The organism is [Actinomadura] parvosata subsp. kistnae (assembly GCF_900323885.1).
In the GTDB taxonomy this organism is placed as follows: domain Bacteria; phylum Actinomycetota; class Actinomycetes; order Streptosporangiales; family Streptosporangiaceae; genus Nonomuraea; species Nonomuraea composti.
In genome coordinates this window covers 2,710,436-2,728,046 of record NZ_OOHJ01000018.1, presented here as the reverse complement: position 1 = coordinate 2,728,046, position 17,611 = coordinate 2,710,436, and the positions used below count along the sequence as shown (strand labels likewise).

The following is a 17,611-nucleotide window of genomic DNA, read 5'->3' as shown; positions in this document are numbered from 1 at the left end:
TCAGTGACGGCTTGGAGTTCCCCATGTATGACGAACCGGCACCGGCACCCTCCCCGGCCGCGCGCGCCTTACGCCTGTTGAGGCAGGCCGGCATGCTCTTCCAGCGCCGCCTGGTGGTGATCGTCGTGGTGGTCGCCGTCCTGATCTCCACCGTCGTGCTCGTGAACTACACCCAGGGGTGGTGGCCGTTCGGCGGCTGCGAGACGAAGAGCGGCGACGTCGTGGCCGTCGACGACGAATGTGTCGGGCTGATGGACCCGGCCGACGGCACGATGGTGCTCGGCAAGCAGTACCAGCAGGTGCTGGAGGCGATCGCGGCGGAGAACCGCCAGGTCGCCCAGGGCAAGGACTACAGCACGATCGCGCTCATGGCCCCGATGGGCGCGGGGCCCCGGGGCCTGGTCGGGGAGCGGGCGCTGCACCAGCTCGAAGGGGCGTTCATCGGGCAGTACCGCGCCAACCGGTCGGAGACGTTCCCGAAGATCCGGCTCCTGCTCGCCAACACCGGCCACGACGGCTCGAAGTGGCGGACGACCGTGCAGGCGGTGCGGCGCAACGCCGCGACGGGCGCCACGGGCAGCCCGGGCCAGATCGTCGCGGTCACCGGGATGGGCCCGAGCCAGCAGGAGAGCATCGACGCCGCCCGGGCGCTGGCGAAGGACCCGGGGATCCCGATGGTGGCCGACTTCATCACGGCGGCCGGGTTCAACACCACGGGCGAGATCGACGGCGCGGGGCCCATCCCGGGGCTCACTCGCACCGCGGTCAGCACGTCGGCCCAGCTCGCCGCCATCGCCGAGGAGTTCAAGAAGAAGAAGGTCGGCGGGAACGCGGCCCTCATGTGGGCGGACGTGACCCCGCAGGGCACGAAGGACCTGTACGCCCGCTCGCTCAAGGACGCCTTCCTCGACCCGAAGCTGGGGCTGAAGCCGTACGTCGACAGGTCCGGGCTCAGCTTCCCCTTCGACCCGCGCGGCGGCCCGTCCCTCCTTCGGACGATCAGCGACACGATCTGCGGGACGAAGACCGACATGATCTTCTACGCGGGCCGCCAGGCGTTCATGCCCACCTTCCTCAAGCTGCTGCGCAGCCGCCCCTGCCGCTCCACGCCCATCACGGTCGTGACCGGCGACGACGCCCAGGACCAGGACCCGAACGACCCGTCGCTGCACGACCCGGAGGCGCCGATCAAGGTGATGTTCGTGCCGCTCGCCGACCCGGTGCGGCTCGACCGCGAGGACAACCCGCACCACCAGCTCTACCGTGACTTCCGCGCCGAGTTCGTGGCGCCGCATCACGGGGTGACGTTCCCGGCGGGGCATCTGGGCAGCGGGCTGGCGATCCTTTCGTACGACGCGGTGACGGCGGCCGCCACGGCGGTGCAGAAGGCGGCGATCGGCGTGGACCCGTCGCAGCTCAGCCTGCCGTCCGCGGCGGCGGTGCGCGGGCAGCTCTACCTGTTCACCGGCACGAACGTGATCCGCGGCGCGAGCGGCGCGTTCACCCTCGACTCCAAGACGGGGGAGCGGGTGAACGTCACCACACCCACCCCCGTCACGATCCCCTGACCACCGCAATCACCGTTACTGCGAGGAGTGCGGCGAGGAGGAGCAGGAGCCACCATCGCGCGCTCGGCGTGCGCACGAGCCGCACGTGCTCCAGCTCCCCCTCCTCCCCGAGCCGCAGCACCGCCGTGCCGATCCTGAACCGGTCGCCGGGCCGCAGCGTCGCGTAGAGGACGGGCCGGCCGTCGATGAACGTCCCCAGCCCGCCGCTGTGATCGTGCAGCCGGTAGCCGGCGCTCACCCTGCGGACGGTGGCGTGCGCGGGCGCGATCCCCGACCCGGGGACGACGATGTCGGCGGCGGGCCCGCTGCCCAGGGTGGTCGTCTCCTTCAGCGTCCCGAGCGCGGCCGGCAGGATGACGGTGCGCGGCATCGTCGCGCGCTCGCTCTCCGCCTGGTAGCCGACGAGGCGGCCGAGCAGTTGCATGGCGGTCGGCCGGCGCGACGGGTCCTTGTCGAGGCAGCCGGCGATCAGCGAGCGCAGCGGCTCGGCGATCATCCCCAGGTCGGGCGTCTCGTTCAGGACGCGGTTGATGATGAACGCCACGTTGCTCCCCGAGAACAGCGCCTTGCCGGTGGCGGCGAAGTACACCGTGGCCGCCCACGCGTGCACGTCCGCGGCGGGGCCGACCTCGGCCTCGGCGCCGCCGACCTGCTCGGGCGCGAGGTAGGCGGGCGTCCCCACGGGGGTGGTGATCGCGGCGGTCGCCTCCAGCGCCCGCGCGATGCCGAAGTCCACGACCCGGGGCCCGTCCGGGCCGATGATCACGTTCGCGGGCTTGAGGTCCCGGTGGACGACGCCCGCGCCGTGGATGGCCGCCAGGGCCGTGGCCGTGTACGTCGCCAGGCGTTCGAGCGCGGACCCCGACAGCGGCCCGTGCGTGTCGACGAGCTCCTGGAGGGACGGGCCCTCCACGTACTCGCTCACGATGTACGGCTGGTCCCCGTCGACGGCCGCGTCGATGATCATCGCCGTGTACGCCCTGGGCACCCGCGACGCGATCGCCACCTCGTCCGCGAACCACCTGCGTGCCCGCGGATCCGCCGCCCCCTGCGCGTGGATCACCTTGATCGCGACCCGGCCCATCTCGCCCCGCGCGAGGTAGACCGTCCCCTGACCGCCGGCCCCCAGACGGCCGAGCACCTCGTAGGGCCCGATGCGCCGCGGCTCGCCGGTGCTCATTCAGACTCCCCACGTGACCAGGGCGACGACGGCGATCGCCACCAGGACGACGATCAGCACCACGACTCCCCCGCGCCGGGCGGCCGAGCCGTTCCCCACGGCGGACCTGCCCCGGCGCCACGCCTCGCGCAGGTTCGCGTCGGTTTCGACGTAGATGCGCCCGGGGGTGACGAGCCAGCGCCACGACTCGCCCGCCGCCCGCCAGCGCGCGGTGTCCACCGACTCCGGCGGGCCGTCCAGGCACTGCCTGATCAGGGTGATGTGGCGGGACGGCAGGACCCTGGCCAGCGCGGCCTCGTCCAGCGTCCAGGTCTCGGCGCTCTCCTGGAGGCACCGCACGAGCGCCCAGGCGAGCTTGTAGTAGTCGGACTCCGGCGTGAACGCACCCTCGCGGGGCAGCTTCCACTGCTCCGGGTCCGCCTCCGGCAGGGCGCCGTGCCCGCCGGCCGGCACGCACGAGTCGCAGTCGAGCAGGTACACCGCCGGCGCCGGGTCGATGGTGAAGACGGCGTTGCGCAGCTGCAGGTCGCCCACCACGTACCCGCGCTCGTGCAGCCACTGCACGGTCGAGAGCAGCCGGCCGAGGACGGCCAGCTTGTACGGCGGCTCGTAGTAACGCGTGCCGTACTGCTCGCGCAGGGCCTCGACCCGGTCGGGGGAGCGGGTGAGCTCGTCGAGGTGCCGCGGCACCATCCGGTCGCGCAGCCCGACGAACATCTGCTCCGGCGCGGGCCTGATCAGGATGCCGACGATCCGCCCGTCCCCATGCGGCGCCGCATCCGAGCTTGTGGAAGAACGCACTGCCGCGACCGGCCACGCGCAGCGGCGGTCGAGGGCGGCGCGGTCCTGGCGGGGGAGCTCGCGGCGCCAGCGGACCATGGCGAGCAGGGCGTCCTCGTCGAGGCCCGCCAGCGTCTCCTCGTCGTACCGCTTGAACAGCAGCCGCCCGGGGACGCCGGCGACCTCGCACGGCGTCAGGCTGCGCGCCTGACCGCCGGGGCGCAGCTGGTAGGTCGCCGCGTCCGCGGCGGGCTTCAGGTCGGCTTCGTCGACCACGTCTGGGGGGTTCATGCTCGGGCCGCCGCGCTCCTGTCACAGGACGGCCGTGTCGTGGCGGCCCGCCCACAACGCCAGCACGGTCCGGTCGTCGTCGTAGGTCGAGAGCTGGAAGTCCACGTCGCACAGGAAGCTGCGCAGCGCCGGCGGGGAGCGCCACGAGGTGACGAGCCGCTGGGCGAGCAGGCTGCCGCCGCCGCCCATCGCCGTCCCGAACCCGTCGCTGCACAGGACGAGCACATCGCCCGGCCCCCAATCGATCTGCCGTTCGCGCAGCTCACCGAGGTCGTCCGGCAAGGACGAGGTGACGTTGCCGGGCCGCCGGCCCTCCGGCGGGAACAGCTCGGTCCACATGCCGTCATGGAGCCACAGCGCCGGGGAGTCGCCGATGGCCGCGCACGCCGCGATGCCGCGCCGGCCGTCCGCAGGGACCACGCCGATCGTCAGCGTCGTGGCGGGCGGGTCCGACGCGCTCCGCCCGCCACGCTGGAGCCGGGCGGTGGCGCGCATGACCTCCCCCGCGACGGTGGCGAAGGCCGCGTGCCAGCCGAGGTCGGGGGTCAGGGAGAGGTTCGTCGCGGCACGAACGGCCACGGCGGCGGCGTGCTCGGCGTGCGACGTGCTGCCGAGCCCGTCGGCCACGGCCGCGATCACCCAGCGGCCGTCCGCGCTCAGCCGCACGGCGTAGGCGTCTTGCAGCGGCTCGCCCCGATAGCGGTGGCGCCGGCCGCGCAGGCTCGCCGCCCGTACCGTGGTCTGCGCCAGCATGCCGGCGTCGAGCGCGACGCCCGGCGCGCGCGAGTCCGCGCCGCCCGCCAGCAGCACGGGCTGGGGCTGCGGCAGCGGGCCGAGCGGCGTCCTGCCGTCGGTCGTGGTACGGGCCCGGCGCCTGAGCAGCAGCTGCCCGGCCAGAACGGCCCCGCCACCCCCGACGGCCCCGGTCACCATCCACAACGCCGACCCCCAGCCCACCCATCCCCGGGCCAGGAGCAACCCCGCCAGCGCCGCCGCGATCATCGCAGTTGCCGCATCCCGTCGGGCCCGCGCAGCACGGCCGTGTTCCGGTTGACCGAGGCGCTGATGCTGTCGGAGACGGCCTGCGCGATGCCGTGCAGCACCGTGGCCGCCCCCGTCGCGACCTCGCCCGCGAACGCCAGCACCTCGCCCCTGAGCGTGGACGCGACCCGCCGTAAGGTCTCCTCCCGCACCGTCCCGAACCCGAGCGCCACGATGTACGGCGCCGGCTGCAGCGCCGCCAGCCGGTCGCGCGCCGGCCCCCAGATCTCGACGTCCTGGTGGGATTCGCCGACGTACGGCTCGCCGTCGGTGATGAAGAAGACGACCGGCGCCCGCACGTCGAACTGCCTGGACAGCTTCCGGTGATCCTTCTGCAGGATCTTCACCAGCTCGCTGAAGACCCCGAGATAGTCCGTCTGCCGGCCCGGCCGCAGCGCCGGCACCCTTATCGCGTCGCACGGCCTGGTCAGCGGGAGCACCAGCTCGACCTTGTCGGAGAAGGACACCACGGCGACGTGCGCGGCCTCGCTGACGCCCGGATCGCCCGCCTCCAGCTCGAAAAGCAGCTCCCCGACGCAGTTGGAGAGAATCTCGAAGGGGGTGGGGCGTCCGTCGTCGCGAGCCGTGTGCATCGAGTGCGACACGTCGCAGACGATGTAGAAGGGGAAGGCGCGCGGGCGCCCGTTGGCCGATCTCATCGGCTTTTCATCCTGATGGCGATTGCCGGTCTTGGCAAGCATCGATCTGCGCTCGATTGTTACGCGGCATCGCTTATCTCACCGGCACCATGCCTTTACTGTTTTCCCTGCCCTATCTCTCCCCTTGTAAGGACGCTGATGAAAACCTTCCTCGCCGCAGCGGCCGTGACCTTGTGCGCGCTGGCCTTACCCGCCCAGACGGCCTCCGCCGCGACCGCGCAGGCGGCGAACCCGGTGAAAGCACTCAAGGCCCAACTGGCCCCCGGCAAGGGCGTGAAAATCGTCGAATCCAGCAGCATCACCGTCGATTTCAGCGTCGACGAGCAGGCGATGCAGGTGCAGGTGAACACCCGCTCCACCGGCACCCTCGCCTTCGGCAAGGGCACCGTACGCGGCGCCGACCTGCGCGTCAGCATGTCCTCCCGCCAGAAAGCGGCCAGCCCGCCCTACCGGGTCGTCGCCGAGGGCAAGAACGCCTACGTGACCAACCCCGGCATCGCCAAGGCACTGCCCGCCGGCCGTTCCTGGATCCAGGCGCGCACCAGCGAGCGCGAGAACAGCCTCCTCGACATGGGCGTCACACCTGCGGACCTGCAGTTCATGCTGGACAACTCCGCGGAAGTGACGACCGGCGAATATGCGGGCACCGCGAAACTCGCCGACTTCCGCCACGACAAGTCGGCCGGCGAGGGCGACGTCGAATTCCAGCTGTACTTCGACAAGAACAACCTGCTCACCCGCGCGATTGTCGACACCACGACCTATCCGGACGGCGACAGCACCTCATATGACAAGATGGCCTTCCACACCGACACCCGGTATTCGGGTTGGGGCGCCACGGTGAAGATCAATCCGCCGGCTCCCGGCAAGGTCATCAGCGAGAAGAAACTCGACGCGAAGACCCGCAAGGCCGTCATCAAGGCCGGCTACCCGGACGTCGGCCCCTTCTGACCGCCACCCGTCCCTTCGGCCCAGGTCTCCTCGGCGCACAGCACCCGCGCCGCCTCGTGCGGCTCCGCGTCGCGGACGTAGTGACGGCCGTCCTCCTCCTCGCCGAGTAACGTCACGATCCCCGAGGCCAGAACGCGACCGCCCGGCACGTCACGCACGTGCACGATCCTGCCCGCCAGGAGGTTGCCGTCCTCAGGCCGGCCGTCGGCGGTGCGCCGCTCCCAGCGCCACGCCCGGTAGGTGCTGCCCGGCTCCTTGTCGCGCAAGTCGAGCTCCTCGTGGAGCGGGCGCGACGGGAGCAGGAACGTGGGCATGCGGCCGGGGTTCAGAGCGCGGGCAAGCGGGCTCTCCGCGAACGGGTGGAGCCTGCGGCCGGCCGGCCACCACTGACTGCTTCCGGAGCGGCCGGTCGCGTCCGGCCGCATGGCCGCCCACTGGCCTGCCGTGGTCACCGGCACGGGCACCCGGCGGGACACGGCCTCGACCGGGCCCATCGGTCTCGCGTGCACGAGCGGGTCGAACACATCGCGAACCGGCCAGAACCGCAACGACCACCGCAGGCAGTTGACGGCATGAACGTGCACCGTCAGGCCGTACTCGAACCAGGGCGGGCCGATCAGGAACGGGGTGCCGCTGTCGTCCAGCACACCCATCTCGATCACCCCCGTCACGGCCGTGAAGCTCCGCCGCCCGATCGGCCTCCAATCGGGGCCCAGGCCGGGCGGCTCGGCGTCCCACGCCTCCAGGCGGACGTCCACGTTCTCGTGGTACATCTCCTCCTCCTCGTCGCTGAACTCCGGGCAGTCGGTGGCGCCATAGAGGCAGAGCCGGCCGTACTGGGCGTAGAGCACTTCGTCGAGATGGCGGAGCAGGCGGGCCACAGATGTCCTTCCTGGGTCGTCGTCGTTCAGGCGGCAGCCTGCCGTACGGGACCGACAGAACAGGCGCGGCGCCGCATGCCGTGTCAGCGGGCGCGTCAGTGCGGTGTCGGCCCCGCGTCAGGGCGGTCCGCGATCGTAGCGGCATCAACGGTTCAGCGCCTGTCCGTTCCACCGCAGCTCGACCAGCCGAAGGAGCACCCGCCATGTCCGTCACCCTCACCCTCACCGACCAGGACCAGCTCACCCTCCGGATCGCCGCCTGGGGCGCCGTCTCGCTGATGTCGGCCGCCGGCGCCGCCGGGTCGGCCCACAAGGTCGCCACGCACGGCTCCATCGCCCTGACCTCCGCGACCGGCCCGGTCGGGCACGTGCTGGCCAAGGCGCCCAAGGGCGTGAAGTACGGCAAGACCGTCGCCGCCCTCGCCGACCAGGTGCTTCCGGCGCTGACCGCGTCCATGGCCCTGCTCAAGCGGCAGTCCCCCGCCGAGGCCGCGAACTTCCGCGGCACCGTCCTCGTCGCCGTCGAGGCGGCCACCCGGAGCGGTCACGGCGACCCCAGCCCCACGCTGACCGACATGAGCCGCAAGATCACCGAAGCGCTCGACGCCGCCTGACCTCCGCGGGTCGCGGGGCCCGATCCGGCCCCGCGACGCCGCCCGGATCAGCAGAACAGCGGCTTGCCGGCGTCCTTCGGGACCTTCGGCATGGAGTCCACGACCTTCACGGTGATCACCGCCGAGCCGGCCCCGGGAAGCTCCCTGACCCGGCCGCCCTCCCGCAACCCGATCCAGCTCCGATACCCGAGGAACCGGTAGGTGTCGGGCTCGAAGATGAGCTCCCCTCGCTCCCAGCCGCCGTCCGGGGTCTCCAGCGTGATCGACGCCCCCACCCCGCGCCGTCCCGCGGGGTCGGTGAGGTCGGGGACGACGGTCACGGCCGGCATCCTCGCCAGCACGCCGAAGACCGTGGCCCTCGCCTTGGAGGAGGTGAGCGGGTTCTGCGCCGCCCGCAGCAACACGCGTAACGGTGGATAGAGGCGAAATAGCGGTCGAAAACGACGGCGAACCGATCGGGGTCACGCCAGGACGCCTCGATCACCTGGGCGTCGGTGGCCTCATGGGGAGGCGCCGAGTCCTTGGGGTGATCCTTGGGGGGAGCTGTCATGCACGCCGGCCTTTCAGGCGGTTACCTCGGAACATCCGTACTTCGGCGAACCACCGATCCGTCTTCACGCTGACAGCCGGATTCCTGGGAAGGGTGAGTGATCGTACGTACGTCGAAGGCCCCAGTAAGTCTGAGGCGAGGAGGAGCACGTGGAGCCGACAGACAAGACCGACTACGAGAACGCCGCCCGGCAGGCGCTGCAACAGGGGGATGTGGGCGCGGCCCAGGTGTGGGCGACCTTACATCAGGCGGAGGTTCTCAGGCAGGGGCTGGAGAAGCTGGAGGAGGCCGTCCACGCCCTCGCGATGAGACCGTGACCCTGGCGGGCTGTATGCCGGCGCTCGCCCCTCGGACGTGTCCGGATCAGTGCCCGCGTCACGGGGTCCGGGTGGGACCCCGTGACGGGCTGTGGGAGGTCGGCATCGTCGTCAGGCGGCGTCCAGAGCTCCGGCGATCTTGGCGATCATGTCCGTCAGGACGGGGCCGGGGCGGCCCTGGTGGACCTGGGTGGCCGCCTCGATGGCGGTGAGGACGATGCCGCGGAAGTTGTCGGCCTCCGCCGGGTCCTGCCGGTTGAGCAGGGTTATGGACTGCGTCAGGGCGGGCAGGACGCGGTCGGCGAGCTCGGCCACCGACTTGCCGTACAGGTCGATGTCCCTGGTCTTGGCGGCGAGCACGTGGCCGGTGGCGCCGATGGCCGAGGACAGGGCGATGGAGCCGGTGGTGGCGATCTTGTGGGGCTTGCCGGTGGCGTCGGCGGCGGAGAGCAGGGCGACGGCGCCGTACGCGGCGGTGCGGAGGGTGGCCTTGTCCTGGTCGGTGAGGGCGAGGGTGATGGTCATGGTGGTGTGCTCCTGTGTTCGTGTCCGGTTCGGTACGGTTCCGTGTCGGCCTTCAGGCCGTGGGCGCCGTGCCGTTCATGGGCTCAACCTTCGCCGACCGTCCTGATACGGGAGCGTCACCGTCCTGACGCGGCCACTGACATGACAGCGCCCGACACGGGCGGCGCGGTCCGTCCGGGTATGTGAGCTTTTTGCCGTGGCGAGGCGGTGCCGTGCCCCGTGAGGTAGGCAGCATGGAAGGCGGACGCACCTGCCTCACAGAGAGCCCGAAGATCATGTCAGAGGTCATCGCAGGGCTGGAGATCCCCGGGACGGCGGCGGCCACCGAAGCCACCACCCTCATGCGCGAGATGACCAGCCCGCTCATCTACCACCATTCCCGGCGGGTCTTCCTGTTCAGCCTGATGCACGCCCACCGGCTCGGCGTGGAGCCGGACCCGGAGCTGCTCTACCTGGCGGCCATGTTCCACGACACCGGCCTCACGAACCGCTTCTCCGACGTGGAGCAGCGTTTCGAGGTCGACGGCGCCGACCACGCCCGCGCGTTCCTCCTCGACCGGGGCTTCCCGCAGGACGCCGCCGAGAGCGTCTGGACGGCGATCGCGCTGCACACCACGCCCGGCATCCCCGAGCGGATGGCTCCGCTGATCGCCACCACGCACCTCGGCGTCCTGACGGACATCCTCGGCTTCGGCCTGGGCGAGCTGGAGCAGGAGCGGCTGGACGAGATCGTCGCCGCCCATCCGAGGGGCGACTTCAAGAACGAGTTCCTGCGCACCTACTTCGACGGGCAGAAGGACCGTCCGGAGACCACGAACGGCACCGTGAACTCCGACGTGATCGAGCACTTCATTCCCGGCTACCGTCGTACGACGATGGTCGAGCGCGTCGCCGGCTCAGCGTGGCCGAGCTGACCGGGCCGGCGTCCCTGGTGAAAGGATCCGCGTATGCGAGCGATCATCGCGCAAGACCGTGACGCGGGGGTAGACGGCCTCACCCTCGCGGACCTGCCGTACCCGCATGCCGCCGAGAACGACGTCATCGTCCGCGTGCACGCCGCCGGCTTCACCCCTGGGGAGCTCGACTGGCCCGCCACGTGGACCGACCGCGCCGGCCGCGACCGGACGCCCACCATTCCCGGGCACGAGGTGTCCGGCACCGTGGTCGAGCTCGGCTACGGCACCACCGGGCTGACCGTGGGCCAGCGGGTGTTCGGGCTGACCGACTGGGCCCGCAACGGCTCCCTGGCCGAGTACACGGCGGTGGAGGCCCGCAACCTCGCTCCGCTCGCCGCCGACCTCGATCACACCGTGGCCGCCGCGCTGCCGATCTCGGGGCTGACCGCGTGGCAGGGGCTGTTCGACCACGGCCGTCTCACGACCGGCCAGACCGTCCTCGTCCACGGTGCGGCGGGCGGCGTCGGCTCGATCGCCGTGCAGCTCGCCCGGGAGGCCGGCGCCGTCGTCATCGGCACCGGCCGGGCCGCCGACCGTGACGTGGTGCTGGACCTCGGCGCGCGGGCGTTCCTCGACCTGGACGCCGACGAGCTGGGGCAGGTGGGGGAGGTGGACGTGGTGTTCGACGTCATCGGCGGGGACGTCCTGCGGCGCTCGGCCGAGCTGGTCCGCGCGGGCGGCACCCTCGTCACCATCGCCACGCCGCCCACCACACAACCCAAGGACGGGCGAGCCGTCTTCTTCGTCGTCGAACCCGACCGGGCACGGCTCTCCGACCTCGCCCAACGCGTCCGGGACGGCCGGCTCAAGCCCATCGTCGGCGCCGTGAGACCGCTTTCCGAAACGGCCGCCGCCTTCGCCCGCCGCCACCGTACGCACGGCAGGACGATCATTCAGGTCGCGGACGAGTAAGGGACACCGCGCACCCGTATGGAATCACCGGCTTCGGTCACTCCTGCGACCGGACCACCTCCCCATCGCGCATTTCGAGCCCCTTTCGAGGGACGGCCACGGCCTCGTACCGCTTATCCAGCCGTCACGGCATCCAAGACGAAAGGGCTCGGATCGCCGGCGAGCGAAGCCTTCGCCGCCACCCCATAACCGTCGGCGAGAATCTCGACTTTCCCGGCTTCGATCCCGTCGAGCGCGGCACGGACAATGTCCACAGGGTCGTTCATCACGCCGTCCGGAAGCGATCCGCCTCCCAAGTTCTTTTCGGCGAAAGCCCGCATCGTCTCGGTCGCCGTCGGCCCGAACACCAGCCCGGCGACCAGGGTGCCCTGGCCGGCGAGCTCGACACGAACACCATTGGTCAGGCTCCACTGCGCGGCTTTGGCGACGGCATAGGCGTTGTTACCGAGAAAGCTCTGAAAGGACAGGACCGACAGGACGTTGAGAATGGCGCCACCGCCGTTGGCGGCGAGGATGGGGGCGAAGGCGCGGATCATGGCGAGGGTGCCGTAGAGGTGGGTGTCGAGGGTCAGCCGGATCCGGTCGAGGTCACCGTGGATCAGATCCACCCCCAAGGAGACGCCGGCGTTGTTGACCAGCAGGTCGACATCGCCCGCCGCCTCCGCCGCCGCGGCCACCGACTCCGGGTCGGTCACGTCGAGCCGCAGCGGCACGACGCCGGGAAGGTCGATGAGCTCCGGACGGCGCGCGGTCGCGTACACCTTCGCCGCACCCCGCTCCAGCAGTTGCTCGGCGAAGTCGCGGCCGAGGTCGCGGCCGGCGCCCGTGACGAGGGCGGTGGCTCCGTGCAGTCGCATGTTCTTCTCTCCTCAAAGGTTCTTGTACGTGCGTGCGTGCCCGGTACGTCCGAGCCCGCACGAGAAACCGTACGAAGCCCGCCCTGCGACAGTCGATGCTCTTCTGGCTCGAAGAATTGACCGTCTGCCTCATCCCTTCTGGCGTGAATGGTAAGATCGCCGTATGGACCTGCTCGCCGACGTGCTCTCGGTGTCCGGCGTCCGAGGCACGCTGGGCACCCGCATCGAGGCGGGCGACAGCTGGACCCTCAAACTGGACGGCCACCCCGGATCGGCCATGCACGCCGTCACCTCGGGCAGCGCCTGGCTCACCGTCCCGGACCGCGAGCCGCTGCAGCTGACCGCAGGGGACGTCGTCCTCCTGCCTCCCGGTACCCCGCACACGCTGGGCGACGCGCCCGGCGCCGCCCAGGATGTGGCACGCACCCACGCGAACGGCAACGGGCCGGCTGGGCTCGGCACACCACCCCTGCACGAACGCGGCGGGCCAGTCGGGCTCGGCACCCCACTCGCACATGGGGAGAGCAGGACGCTCCAGCTCGGCACCCCACCCGTCCGAACGCGGCTCGTCACCATCCACTACGTCTGCGACCCGGCCGTCCGCACCCAGGTGCTGACCAGGCTCCCCGACCTCGTGCACGTCGGCGCCGAGGTGGGCGCGGCCTGCTTCGACGACGCCGTCCGCATGCTCGGCCGCGAGCTGGCCAACCCGCAGATCGCGACGACGGCCGTACTCAACAGCCTGGTCGACATCATGCTGATCCAGCTCCTGCGCGCCTGGCTCGCCACCCGCCCGCCGGAGCAGCGCGGCACCTGGCTGGGCATGCTCGACGACCCGATCGTCCGCCAGGCCCTGGAGCTCATCCACCAGAACCCCGCGGAGCAGTGGACGACCGCCACGCTCGCGTCCGCGATCGCGGTCTCCCGCGCGACGCTCTCGCGCCGCTTCCCGGCGGCCATCGGCCAGAGCCCCGCCGCCTACCTGACGCAGTGGCGCATGGACCTCGCGGCCGTACGCCTCCGCGACACGCACGACTCCGTGGAGACCATCGCCGCCACCGTCGGTTACGGCTCTGTCCCGGCCTTCAGCCGCGCCTTCACCCGCGCGTACGGCATGTCCCCCGGCCGCTACCGCACGCATGCCTCTCCAGGCATGAGACAGCCGAACGACGTCTCACCGGAAGCCTCACCCGGAAGATGAAAATTTCACCACTGACGCCGACATTACGGCCCCACACAACCACTCCCTGACCTGCGGGCACATCCGCCCGCCCCTCCTCACGAGATCAACCAAGGAACGGGTTAGATCCCGCCCGAATCAGCGGCCCCCATCGTCTCCCTGGACGCCCGCGGGCCCCGCCCGTACTCTCCGTGCGCGCCCCGCCGACATCCACACCGAGATGAGGTTGGAATTGACACGTTCCAAGCGCTCCACCGTGCGTCGCATCGCCGCCTCCGTCACCATCGTCCTCGCGACCCTCGCGGCCATGCTGTCCCCCGTCACCCCCGCCCACGCCGCCTACGGCCCCGACCAGCCCGTCTACATCGCCGTGACGTCGAACGCCGGCCCTCCGCTCCTGCTCGCCCAGCTGACCGGCACCGTCGCGTTCGACGACGGCAACACGAAGTTCAAGTACTCGCTCCAGCTGTGCTGGGGCAGCGGCTCCTACCCCAAGCCGAACTTCTACGTCTCAGTGAACGGCAGCACCGTCATCTACCCCTCCCAGACAGGCACCGCGACGGCTCCCCCCGGATGTCAGCTGTACCTGTACCTCCACGACGGTGAGTACACCCACTACACGACGGTCACGAACATCACCGTGTACGTGACGGGCGGCTGGTTCTATCCCGGCCAGACGTACAACAGCCGCACGAAGTCCGTGACCTACGACAACCCGTACAACTGACCGAGCCGTCAGAAGCTCTCGGCGCGAACCGGAAAGGCGCGGGCTTCACCTGCGCCTTTCCTGGAACGACGATCTCTACGACCCGCACGGTCGCGCATATGGCACCCGCGATGCCGTCGAGGACGAAGATGCCCTTCGGTGAGGCCGGCCTCGACGCGCCGGCACTCCCATGAGATAACCCTTCCCTCCTTCCTTCCTTCCGACATGATGAACTATTGCATTCGCAATCATCCAATGCAACGTTTCATTGCATTAAGCTCCAGCGCCAACGCATCAATATAACGCCCTCTACCTGCAGCAATGCACATTCTCGCATTGACACAATTTCTGAAGGCAACGTAGCTTTCGATTGTGATGAACACGTACTATCGCGGCGATTCGGCATCTCCATCCCCCGACCGCGAACCCACCCACCCCTTCAATCCCGCCCCATCGCGGACGCCCCTGCTCCCAGAGCTCCCCACGTGGTGAGCGCAGACGTGTTCAAACGCACTCTTCCAGCACTGGGCCTGCTGATTCTCGCGCCGCTGGTCGGCGAGTACCTGCTGGGCAACATCGCCATCAACGCCCTACCGATGATCATCGGATTGATCCCCCTCTACGGCGGCGGCGCGCTGCTGATCCGCGAGGTCGCCCGCCGGTGGCGGTTGGGGTGGCCGGGGATCATCCTGCTCGGGCTCGCTTATGCCGTGATCGAGGAGGGCCTGCTCACCCGATCGCTGTTCGACCCGAATTATGTGGGTCTGCGGTTGCTCGACTACGGGTTCATCCCGGCGCTGGGCATTGGCGCGTACTGGACCGTGTTCGTGCTGGCCATCCATGGGGTGTGGAGCATCGCAGTACCGATCTCGATGGTCGAAACGGCCTCACGCCGGCCGGACACGCCCTGGCTCGGCAAGGTCGGCCTCACGGTGTCAGCCCTCCTGTTCCTGCTGGGCGGCGCGGTCCCCATCGCCTTCGCCGGCCCGACCCTCTACCCGTTGTCGGCCGCTCAGATCACCTGGACACTGATCACAGCCACCGCCCTGATCACCGCCGCATTCCTGTCCGCCCGATTCCGCCGCCCCGTCCTCTCAACCGCATCACCCACCCCCTGGACCGTCCTCGCCACCACATCACCCGCCCCATGGACCGTCTTCACGATCACCATCGCGGCCGGGCTGGCGTTCTGGCTCCCCACTCTGCTCGCCCTGGTGGGCATCAAGCTGGAGTCCGTCGTTCCCGCGTGGATCACGGTCGGCTTCTACCTGACGCTCTACACCACCATGACCCTGCTCATCCTGCGCTGGTCCCGCCGCACGGGCTGGGGCCCCTGGCACAAGCTCGCCCTGAGCGCCGCCGGCCTGCTCACCTACGCCTGGCACAGCTTCCCTCAACCGCCGAGCTTCCCCGCACCCGCCCATGTGGACCTCATCGGCAACGCGATCTTCTCGCTGGCCGCCCTCGGGCTGCTCGCCTTCGTTGTGGTACGACTCCGCCGCACCTCTCCGCCATCCTGACCATCACCCTCGGCCGCATGGCCCAGCCAAAGCGGCCACGCAGGGCGGCCACGGAGAGCGGACACGTAGGCCGGACACCGCTTCGTCCAGGTCCATCCACATTGCCTCTGAGCGCTGACCCAACGCCAGGCGGAGCGGCCAGCGCCCGCTCGGCGTCAGCACCGGCGTATCAAGCAACGCGAATGGCATGGGAGCGTGACCACGCGTTTACCTGCAGTAATCCTGCTGCTACGTTGAGCGAGCTTCGAGGGAATAACGTTCCTTCCCCCTGATCCGGAGGCTTGCCATGTCCTCATCGCTCACCGCGTCCAACCTCGCCCTCATCTTCGCCGCCCTGGACACCAACGGTGACAACCGACTGACCGCCGCCGACTTCACCCTGAGGGCCGACCAGTTCTGCGCCGCCCTCGCCCCCGACCCCGACTCTCCCCACCACCAGGCCATCAGGCAGGGCTTCGCGGACTGGTGGGAGCACCTCCGCACCGTGGCCGACATCGACCACGACGACTCGGTGAGCTCCACGGAATACCTGACCGCCGCAACCAACGGTGCGGGCCGATCGGCGGACGGTCACGCCGAGGTCGTCCTCCGCCTGGCCGCTCCCCTGTTCGACGCCACCGACACCGACGCCGACGGATCCATCTCCCTCCAGGAGTACGTCCGCTTCTACACCGCCATGGACCTCGACGGAAAGATCGGAGAGCTGGCCTTCACCCGCCTCGACAACGACGGCGACGGCCGGCTCAACCGCCAGGAGTTCCTTGAGGGCGTCCACGCCATCCTCACCAGTGAAAACCCCTCCGACCCCGGCACCTGGATGCTGGGCCGCACCTGAGCCCGCGTACTTGTGCGGCGGCACCTTCACACAAGCCGCCAATCTCTAGAGCGGCAAGCCCGCCCCAGTCGGCCACGAAGAGCTTTCTCACCGGAGAATGGCCACTTCGACGGCACGAGCTGCCCGGGCGGGCATCAGCCGGTCGCAGGTGCTATTCCTTGTCACCAACCTCGTCCTGAGCCTCGTGCGGGTAATGCCCGTAGTGTCGCTGCTGGAAGCGTCCGTAGTAGCCGAGGGCGATGAAGGCAACCGCCGTGACGACCGCACCGCCGATACACACGAGCAAGGACGTCAGCGTCAAGGCGTGTTCTGCTCCGAGCGCGGCACTCATCAGCACGATGACCCCGAGAAGACCTCCGGTAGAGGCGCCCACGATCAACCCGAGGCGCACGGGGTGAGCCGCCGCAAACCGCTGACCTCGATGTGGCCTGACATCGCCTCCCAATAACGTGTCTACTCGCCAGAACCACTCCGCAAGGAGCCTCAACAGGCGCATAGACGCCCCCTTCGCACCCTTCGACGGGCGCTTCGACTTCGGTACCGAGATGCTGCCATACGGAGTGCAATAACCTTAGGCAGCCGAAGTGAGTACCTAACCGTAGCCAGTCCGCCGGGGATCGCGACTTCCCTTTTTGGCCACCCTTGATGGCACGCTGAAGGCACGACGGACATACTTCCCGTCTGCATCTTCTCCGCAGCCCGACGGCGACCGACCTGTTTCACAGCGGGCCGACATTCACGACTGCATCCGGCCCCGACCCAGTAGTGCGGCTCTCGCCCCCTCGTAGGTGAAGATCATCCCGCCGATATCGCGCGAGGCAGCGCCGGCCTCGACCCTGGGGGCTGTGAAGTGGATCAGACCAGGAGAAAGCGGTCCTTTTATCCGCGTAGCGTCGATCGCCTTAACGAAATCCCAAGAGATGGCAAACTGAGCCTTCGTCACGCACGGGAGGGCCAGGTGATGACGGGAAAATCGATGGACCCGTCCGAGCACACAGACAAGGACATCAGGAGAGCCCTCAAACACTGGGTGGACATGGGGTGGAGCCTTCGCCGAGAGGGCCACGGCTTTCGACTGTACTGCCCGTGCGAGAACAAGTGCACAACCATCCCTGTGGGCAGCACGCCCGCCAACGTCGGGCGCACTGTACGCAGGATCAACAACGCCGCCCAGCTCTGCCCCATGGATTCCGACGACCCCCGCAGGGCGCTGACCGGCATGGATCGGCAACACTGAAGATACTGTTGACGATTGTCAACAGGGCTGCGAAGCTCAACGGTAGAAGGG

At 69.7% G+C, this 17,611-nt stretch carries 20 protein-coding genes; 11 read left to right on the top strand and 9 right to left on the bottom strand.

Annotated features, from left to right (window positions below; translation table 11 throughout):
* The first annotated feature begins 23 nt into the window (after window positions 1-23).
* Window positions 24-1,568, top strand: coding sequence for a type 1 periplasmic-binding domain-containing protein (locus tag KIS93_RS32650; protein WP_168014671.1), 1,545 nt, complete (start codon window positions 24-26; stop codon window positions 1,566-1,568).
* Here the strand turns inward: KIS93_RS32650 and KIS93_RS32645 are convergent.
* Genes KIS93_RS32645 through KIS93_RS32630 form a run of 4 tightly spaced genes read right to left on the bottom strand, consistent with a single transcriptional unit; the run spans window position 1,555 to window position 5,519 of the window.
* Complete coding sequence (locus KIS93_RS32645) at window positions 1,555-2,748, bottom strand: FHA domain-containing serine/threonine-protein kinase (protein ID WP_080044049.1); 1,194 nt, start codon at window positions 2,746-2,748, stop codon at window positions 1,555-1,557. The two genes, KIS93_RS32650 and KIS93_RS32645, sit on opposite strands and share 14 nt — an antisense overlap.
* Window positions 2,749-3,819 carry a protein kinase family protein gene (locus KIS93_RS32640; RefSeq protein ID WP_155128797.1) on the bottom strand — a complete coding sequence of 357 codons (1,071 nt, stop codon included), beginning with the start codon at window positions 3,817-3,819 and terminating at the stop codon, window positions 2,749-2,751. It lies immediately after the preceding gene.
* A 21-nt stretch (window positions 3,820-3,840) separates the two neighbouring features.
* Entirely contained in the window at window positions 3,841-4,821 is a 981-nt protein-coding gene (locus KIS93_RS32635; RefSeq protein WP_080044051.1) for a protein phosphatase 2C domain-containing protein, read from the bottom strand.
* Window positions 4,818-5,519: a vWA domain-containing protein gene (locus tag KIS93_RS32630; RefSeq protein WP_186404541.1), complete on the bottom strand. Its 702-nt coding sequence runs from the start codon at window positions 5,517-5,519 to the stop codon at window positions 4,818-4,820. Before KIS93_RS32630 ends, KIS93_RS32635 begins: the two co-directional genes overlap by 4 nt.
* Window positions 5,520-5,657: 138 nt before the next feature.
* Between KIS93_RS32630 and KIS93_RS32625 the strand changes: the two genes are divergently transcribed.
* A complete protein-coding gene (locus KIS93_RS32625) occupies window positions 5,658-6,470 on the top strand; it encodes a hypothetical protein (RefSeq protein ID WP_080044053.1) in 813 nt (270 codons plus the stop codon).
* Here KIS93_RS32625 and KIS93_RS32620 read toward each other — a convergent pair.
* Complete coding sequence (locus KIS93_RS32620) at window positions 6,446-7,351, bottom strand: hypothetical protein (RefSeq protein ID WP_080044054.1); 906 nt, start codon at window positions 7,349-7,351, stop codon at window positions 6,446-6,448. The two genes, KIS93_RS32625 and KIS93_RS32620, sit on opposite strands and share 25 nt — an antisense overlap.
* 203 nt (window positions 7,352-7,554) lie before the next feature.
* Between KIS93_RS32620 and KIS93_RS32615 the strand changes: the two genes are divergently transcribed.
* On the top strand, window positions 7,555-7,965 hold the full coding sequence (locus KIS93_RS32615) for a hypothetical protein (RefSeq protein WP_080044055.1): 411 nt from the start codon (window positions 7,555-7,557) through the stop codon (window positions 7,963-7,965).
* A 47-nt stretch (window positions 7,966-8,012) separates the two neighbouring features.
* On the opposite strand, the gene KIS93_RS32610 is transcribed toward KIS93_RS32615, so the two are convergent.
* Complete coding sequence (locus KIS93_RS32610; protein ID WP_080044056.1) at window positions 8,013-8,369, bottom strand: hypothetical protein; 357 nt, start codon at window positions 8,367-8,369, stop codon at window positions 8,013-8,015.
* A 295-nt stretch (window positions 8,370-8,664) separates the two neighbouring features.
* Here KIS93_RS32610 and KIS93_RS32605 point away from each other — a divergent pair, with 295 nt between their 5' ends.
* Entirely contained in the window at window positions 8,665-8,832 is a 168-nt protein-coding gene (locus KIS93_RS32605) for a hypothetical protein (protein ID WP_155128799.1), read from the top strand.
* Between the two features lie 111 nt (window positions 8,833-8,943).
* Here the strand turns inward: KIS93_RS32605 and KIS93_RS32600 are convergent, their stop codons facing one another.
* Entirely contained in the window at window positions 8,944-9,357 is a 414-nt protein-coding gene (locus KIS93_RS32600) for a hypothetical protein (RefSeq protein ID WP_080044057.1), read from the bottom strand.
* 275 nt (window positions 9,358-9,632) lie between these two features.
* On the opposite strand from KIS93_RS32600, the gene KIS93_RS32595 reads away from it, so the two are divergent.
* Complete coding sequence (locus KIS93_RS32595) at window positions 9,633-10,271, top strand: HD domain-containing protein (RefSeq protein WP_080047369.1); 639 nt, start codon at window positions 9,633-9,635, stop codon at window positions 10,269-10,271.
* Between the two features lie 33 nt (window positions 10,272-10,304).
* Window positions 10,305-11,225 carry an NADP-dependent oxidoreductase gene (locus KIS93_RS32590; protein ID WP_080044058.1) on the top strand — a complete coding sequence of 307 codons (921 nt, stop codon included), beginning with the start codon at window positions 10,305-10,307 and terminating at the stop codon, window positions 11,223-11,225.
* 113 nt (window positions 11,226-11,338) lie between these two features.
* Here KIS93_RS32590 and KIS93_RS32585 read toward each other — a convergent pair whose 3' ends face one another.
* Entirely contained in the window at window positions 11,339-12,082 is a 744-nt protein-coding gene (locus KIS93_RS32585) for an SDR family oxidoreductase (RefSeq protein ID WP_080044059.1), read from the bottom strand.
* A gap of 163 nt (window positions 12,083-12,245) precedes the next feature.
* Between KIS93_RS32585 and KIS93_RS32580 the strand changes: the two genes are divergently transcribed.
* The 4 genes from KIS93_RS32580 to KIS93_RS32565 all read left to right on the top strand — a co-directional run bounded on the left by KIS93_RS32580 (window position 12,246) and on the right by KIS93_RS32565 (window position 16,323).
* Window positions 12,246-13,283 carry an AraC family transcriptional regulator gene (locus KIS93_RS32580; protein ID WP_080044060.1) on the top strand — a complete coding sequence of 346 codons (1,038 nt, stop codon included), beginning with the start codon at window positions 12,246-12,248 and terminating at the stop codon, window positions 13,281-13,283.
* Window positions 13,284-13,494: 211 nt separating this feature from the next.
* On the top strand, window positions 13,495-13,989 hold the full coding sequence (locus KIS93_RS32575) for a hypothetical protein (protein ID WP_080044061.1): 495 nt from the start codon (window positions 13,495-13,497) through the stop codon (window positions 13,987-13,989).
* A gap of 479 nt (window positions 13,990-14,468) precedes the next feature.
* The gene (locus KIS93_RS32570) at window positions 14,469-15,488 is read left to right on the top strand and encodes a hypothetical protein (RefSeq protein ID WP_080044062.1); all 1,020 of its coding nucleotides are present in this window, start codon (window positions 14,469-14,471) and stop codon (window positions 15,486-15,488) included.
* A 286-nt stretch (window positions 15,489-15,774) separates the two neighbouring features.
* A complete protein-coding gene (locus KIS93_RS32565) occupies window positions 15,775-16,323 on the top strand; it encodes an EF-hand domain-containing protein (RefSeq protein ID WP_080044063.1) in 549 nt (182 codons plus the stop codon).
* Window positions 16,324-16,474: 151 nt separating this feature from the next.
* Here KIS93_RS32565 and KIS93_RS32560 read toward each other — a convergent pair whose 3' ends face one another.
* Entirely contained in the window at window positions 16,475-16,819 is a 345-nt protein-coding gene (locus tag KIS93_RS32560) for a hypothetical protein (RefSeq protein WP_155128801.1), read from the bottom strand.
* A gap of 618 nt (window positions 16,820-17,437) precedes the next feature.
* Here KIS93_RS32560 and KIS93_RS67680 point away from each other — a divergent pair.
* Window positions 17,438-17,560 (top strand): hypothetical protein, encoded by a 123-nt coding sequence (locus KIS93_RS67680; protein WP_268966908.1) that lies wholly within the window; start codon window positions 17,438-17,440, stop codon window positions 17,558-17,560.
* Window positions 17,561-17,611 lie beyond the last annotated feature (51 nt).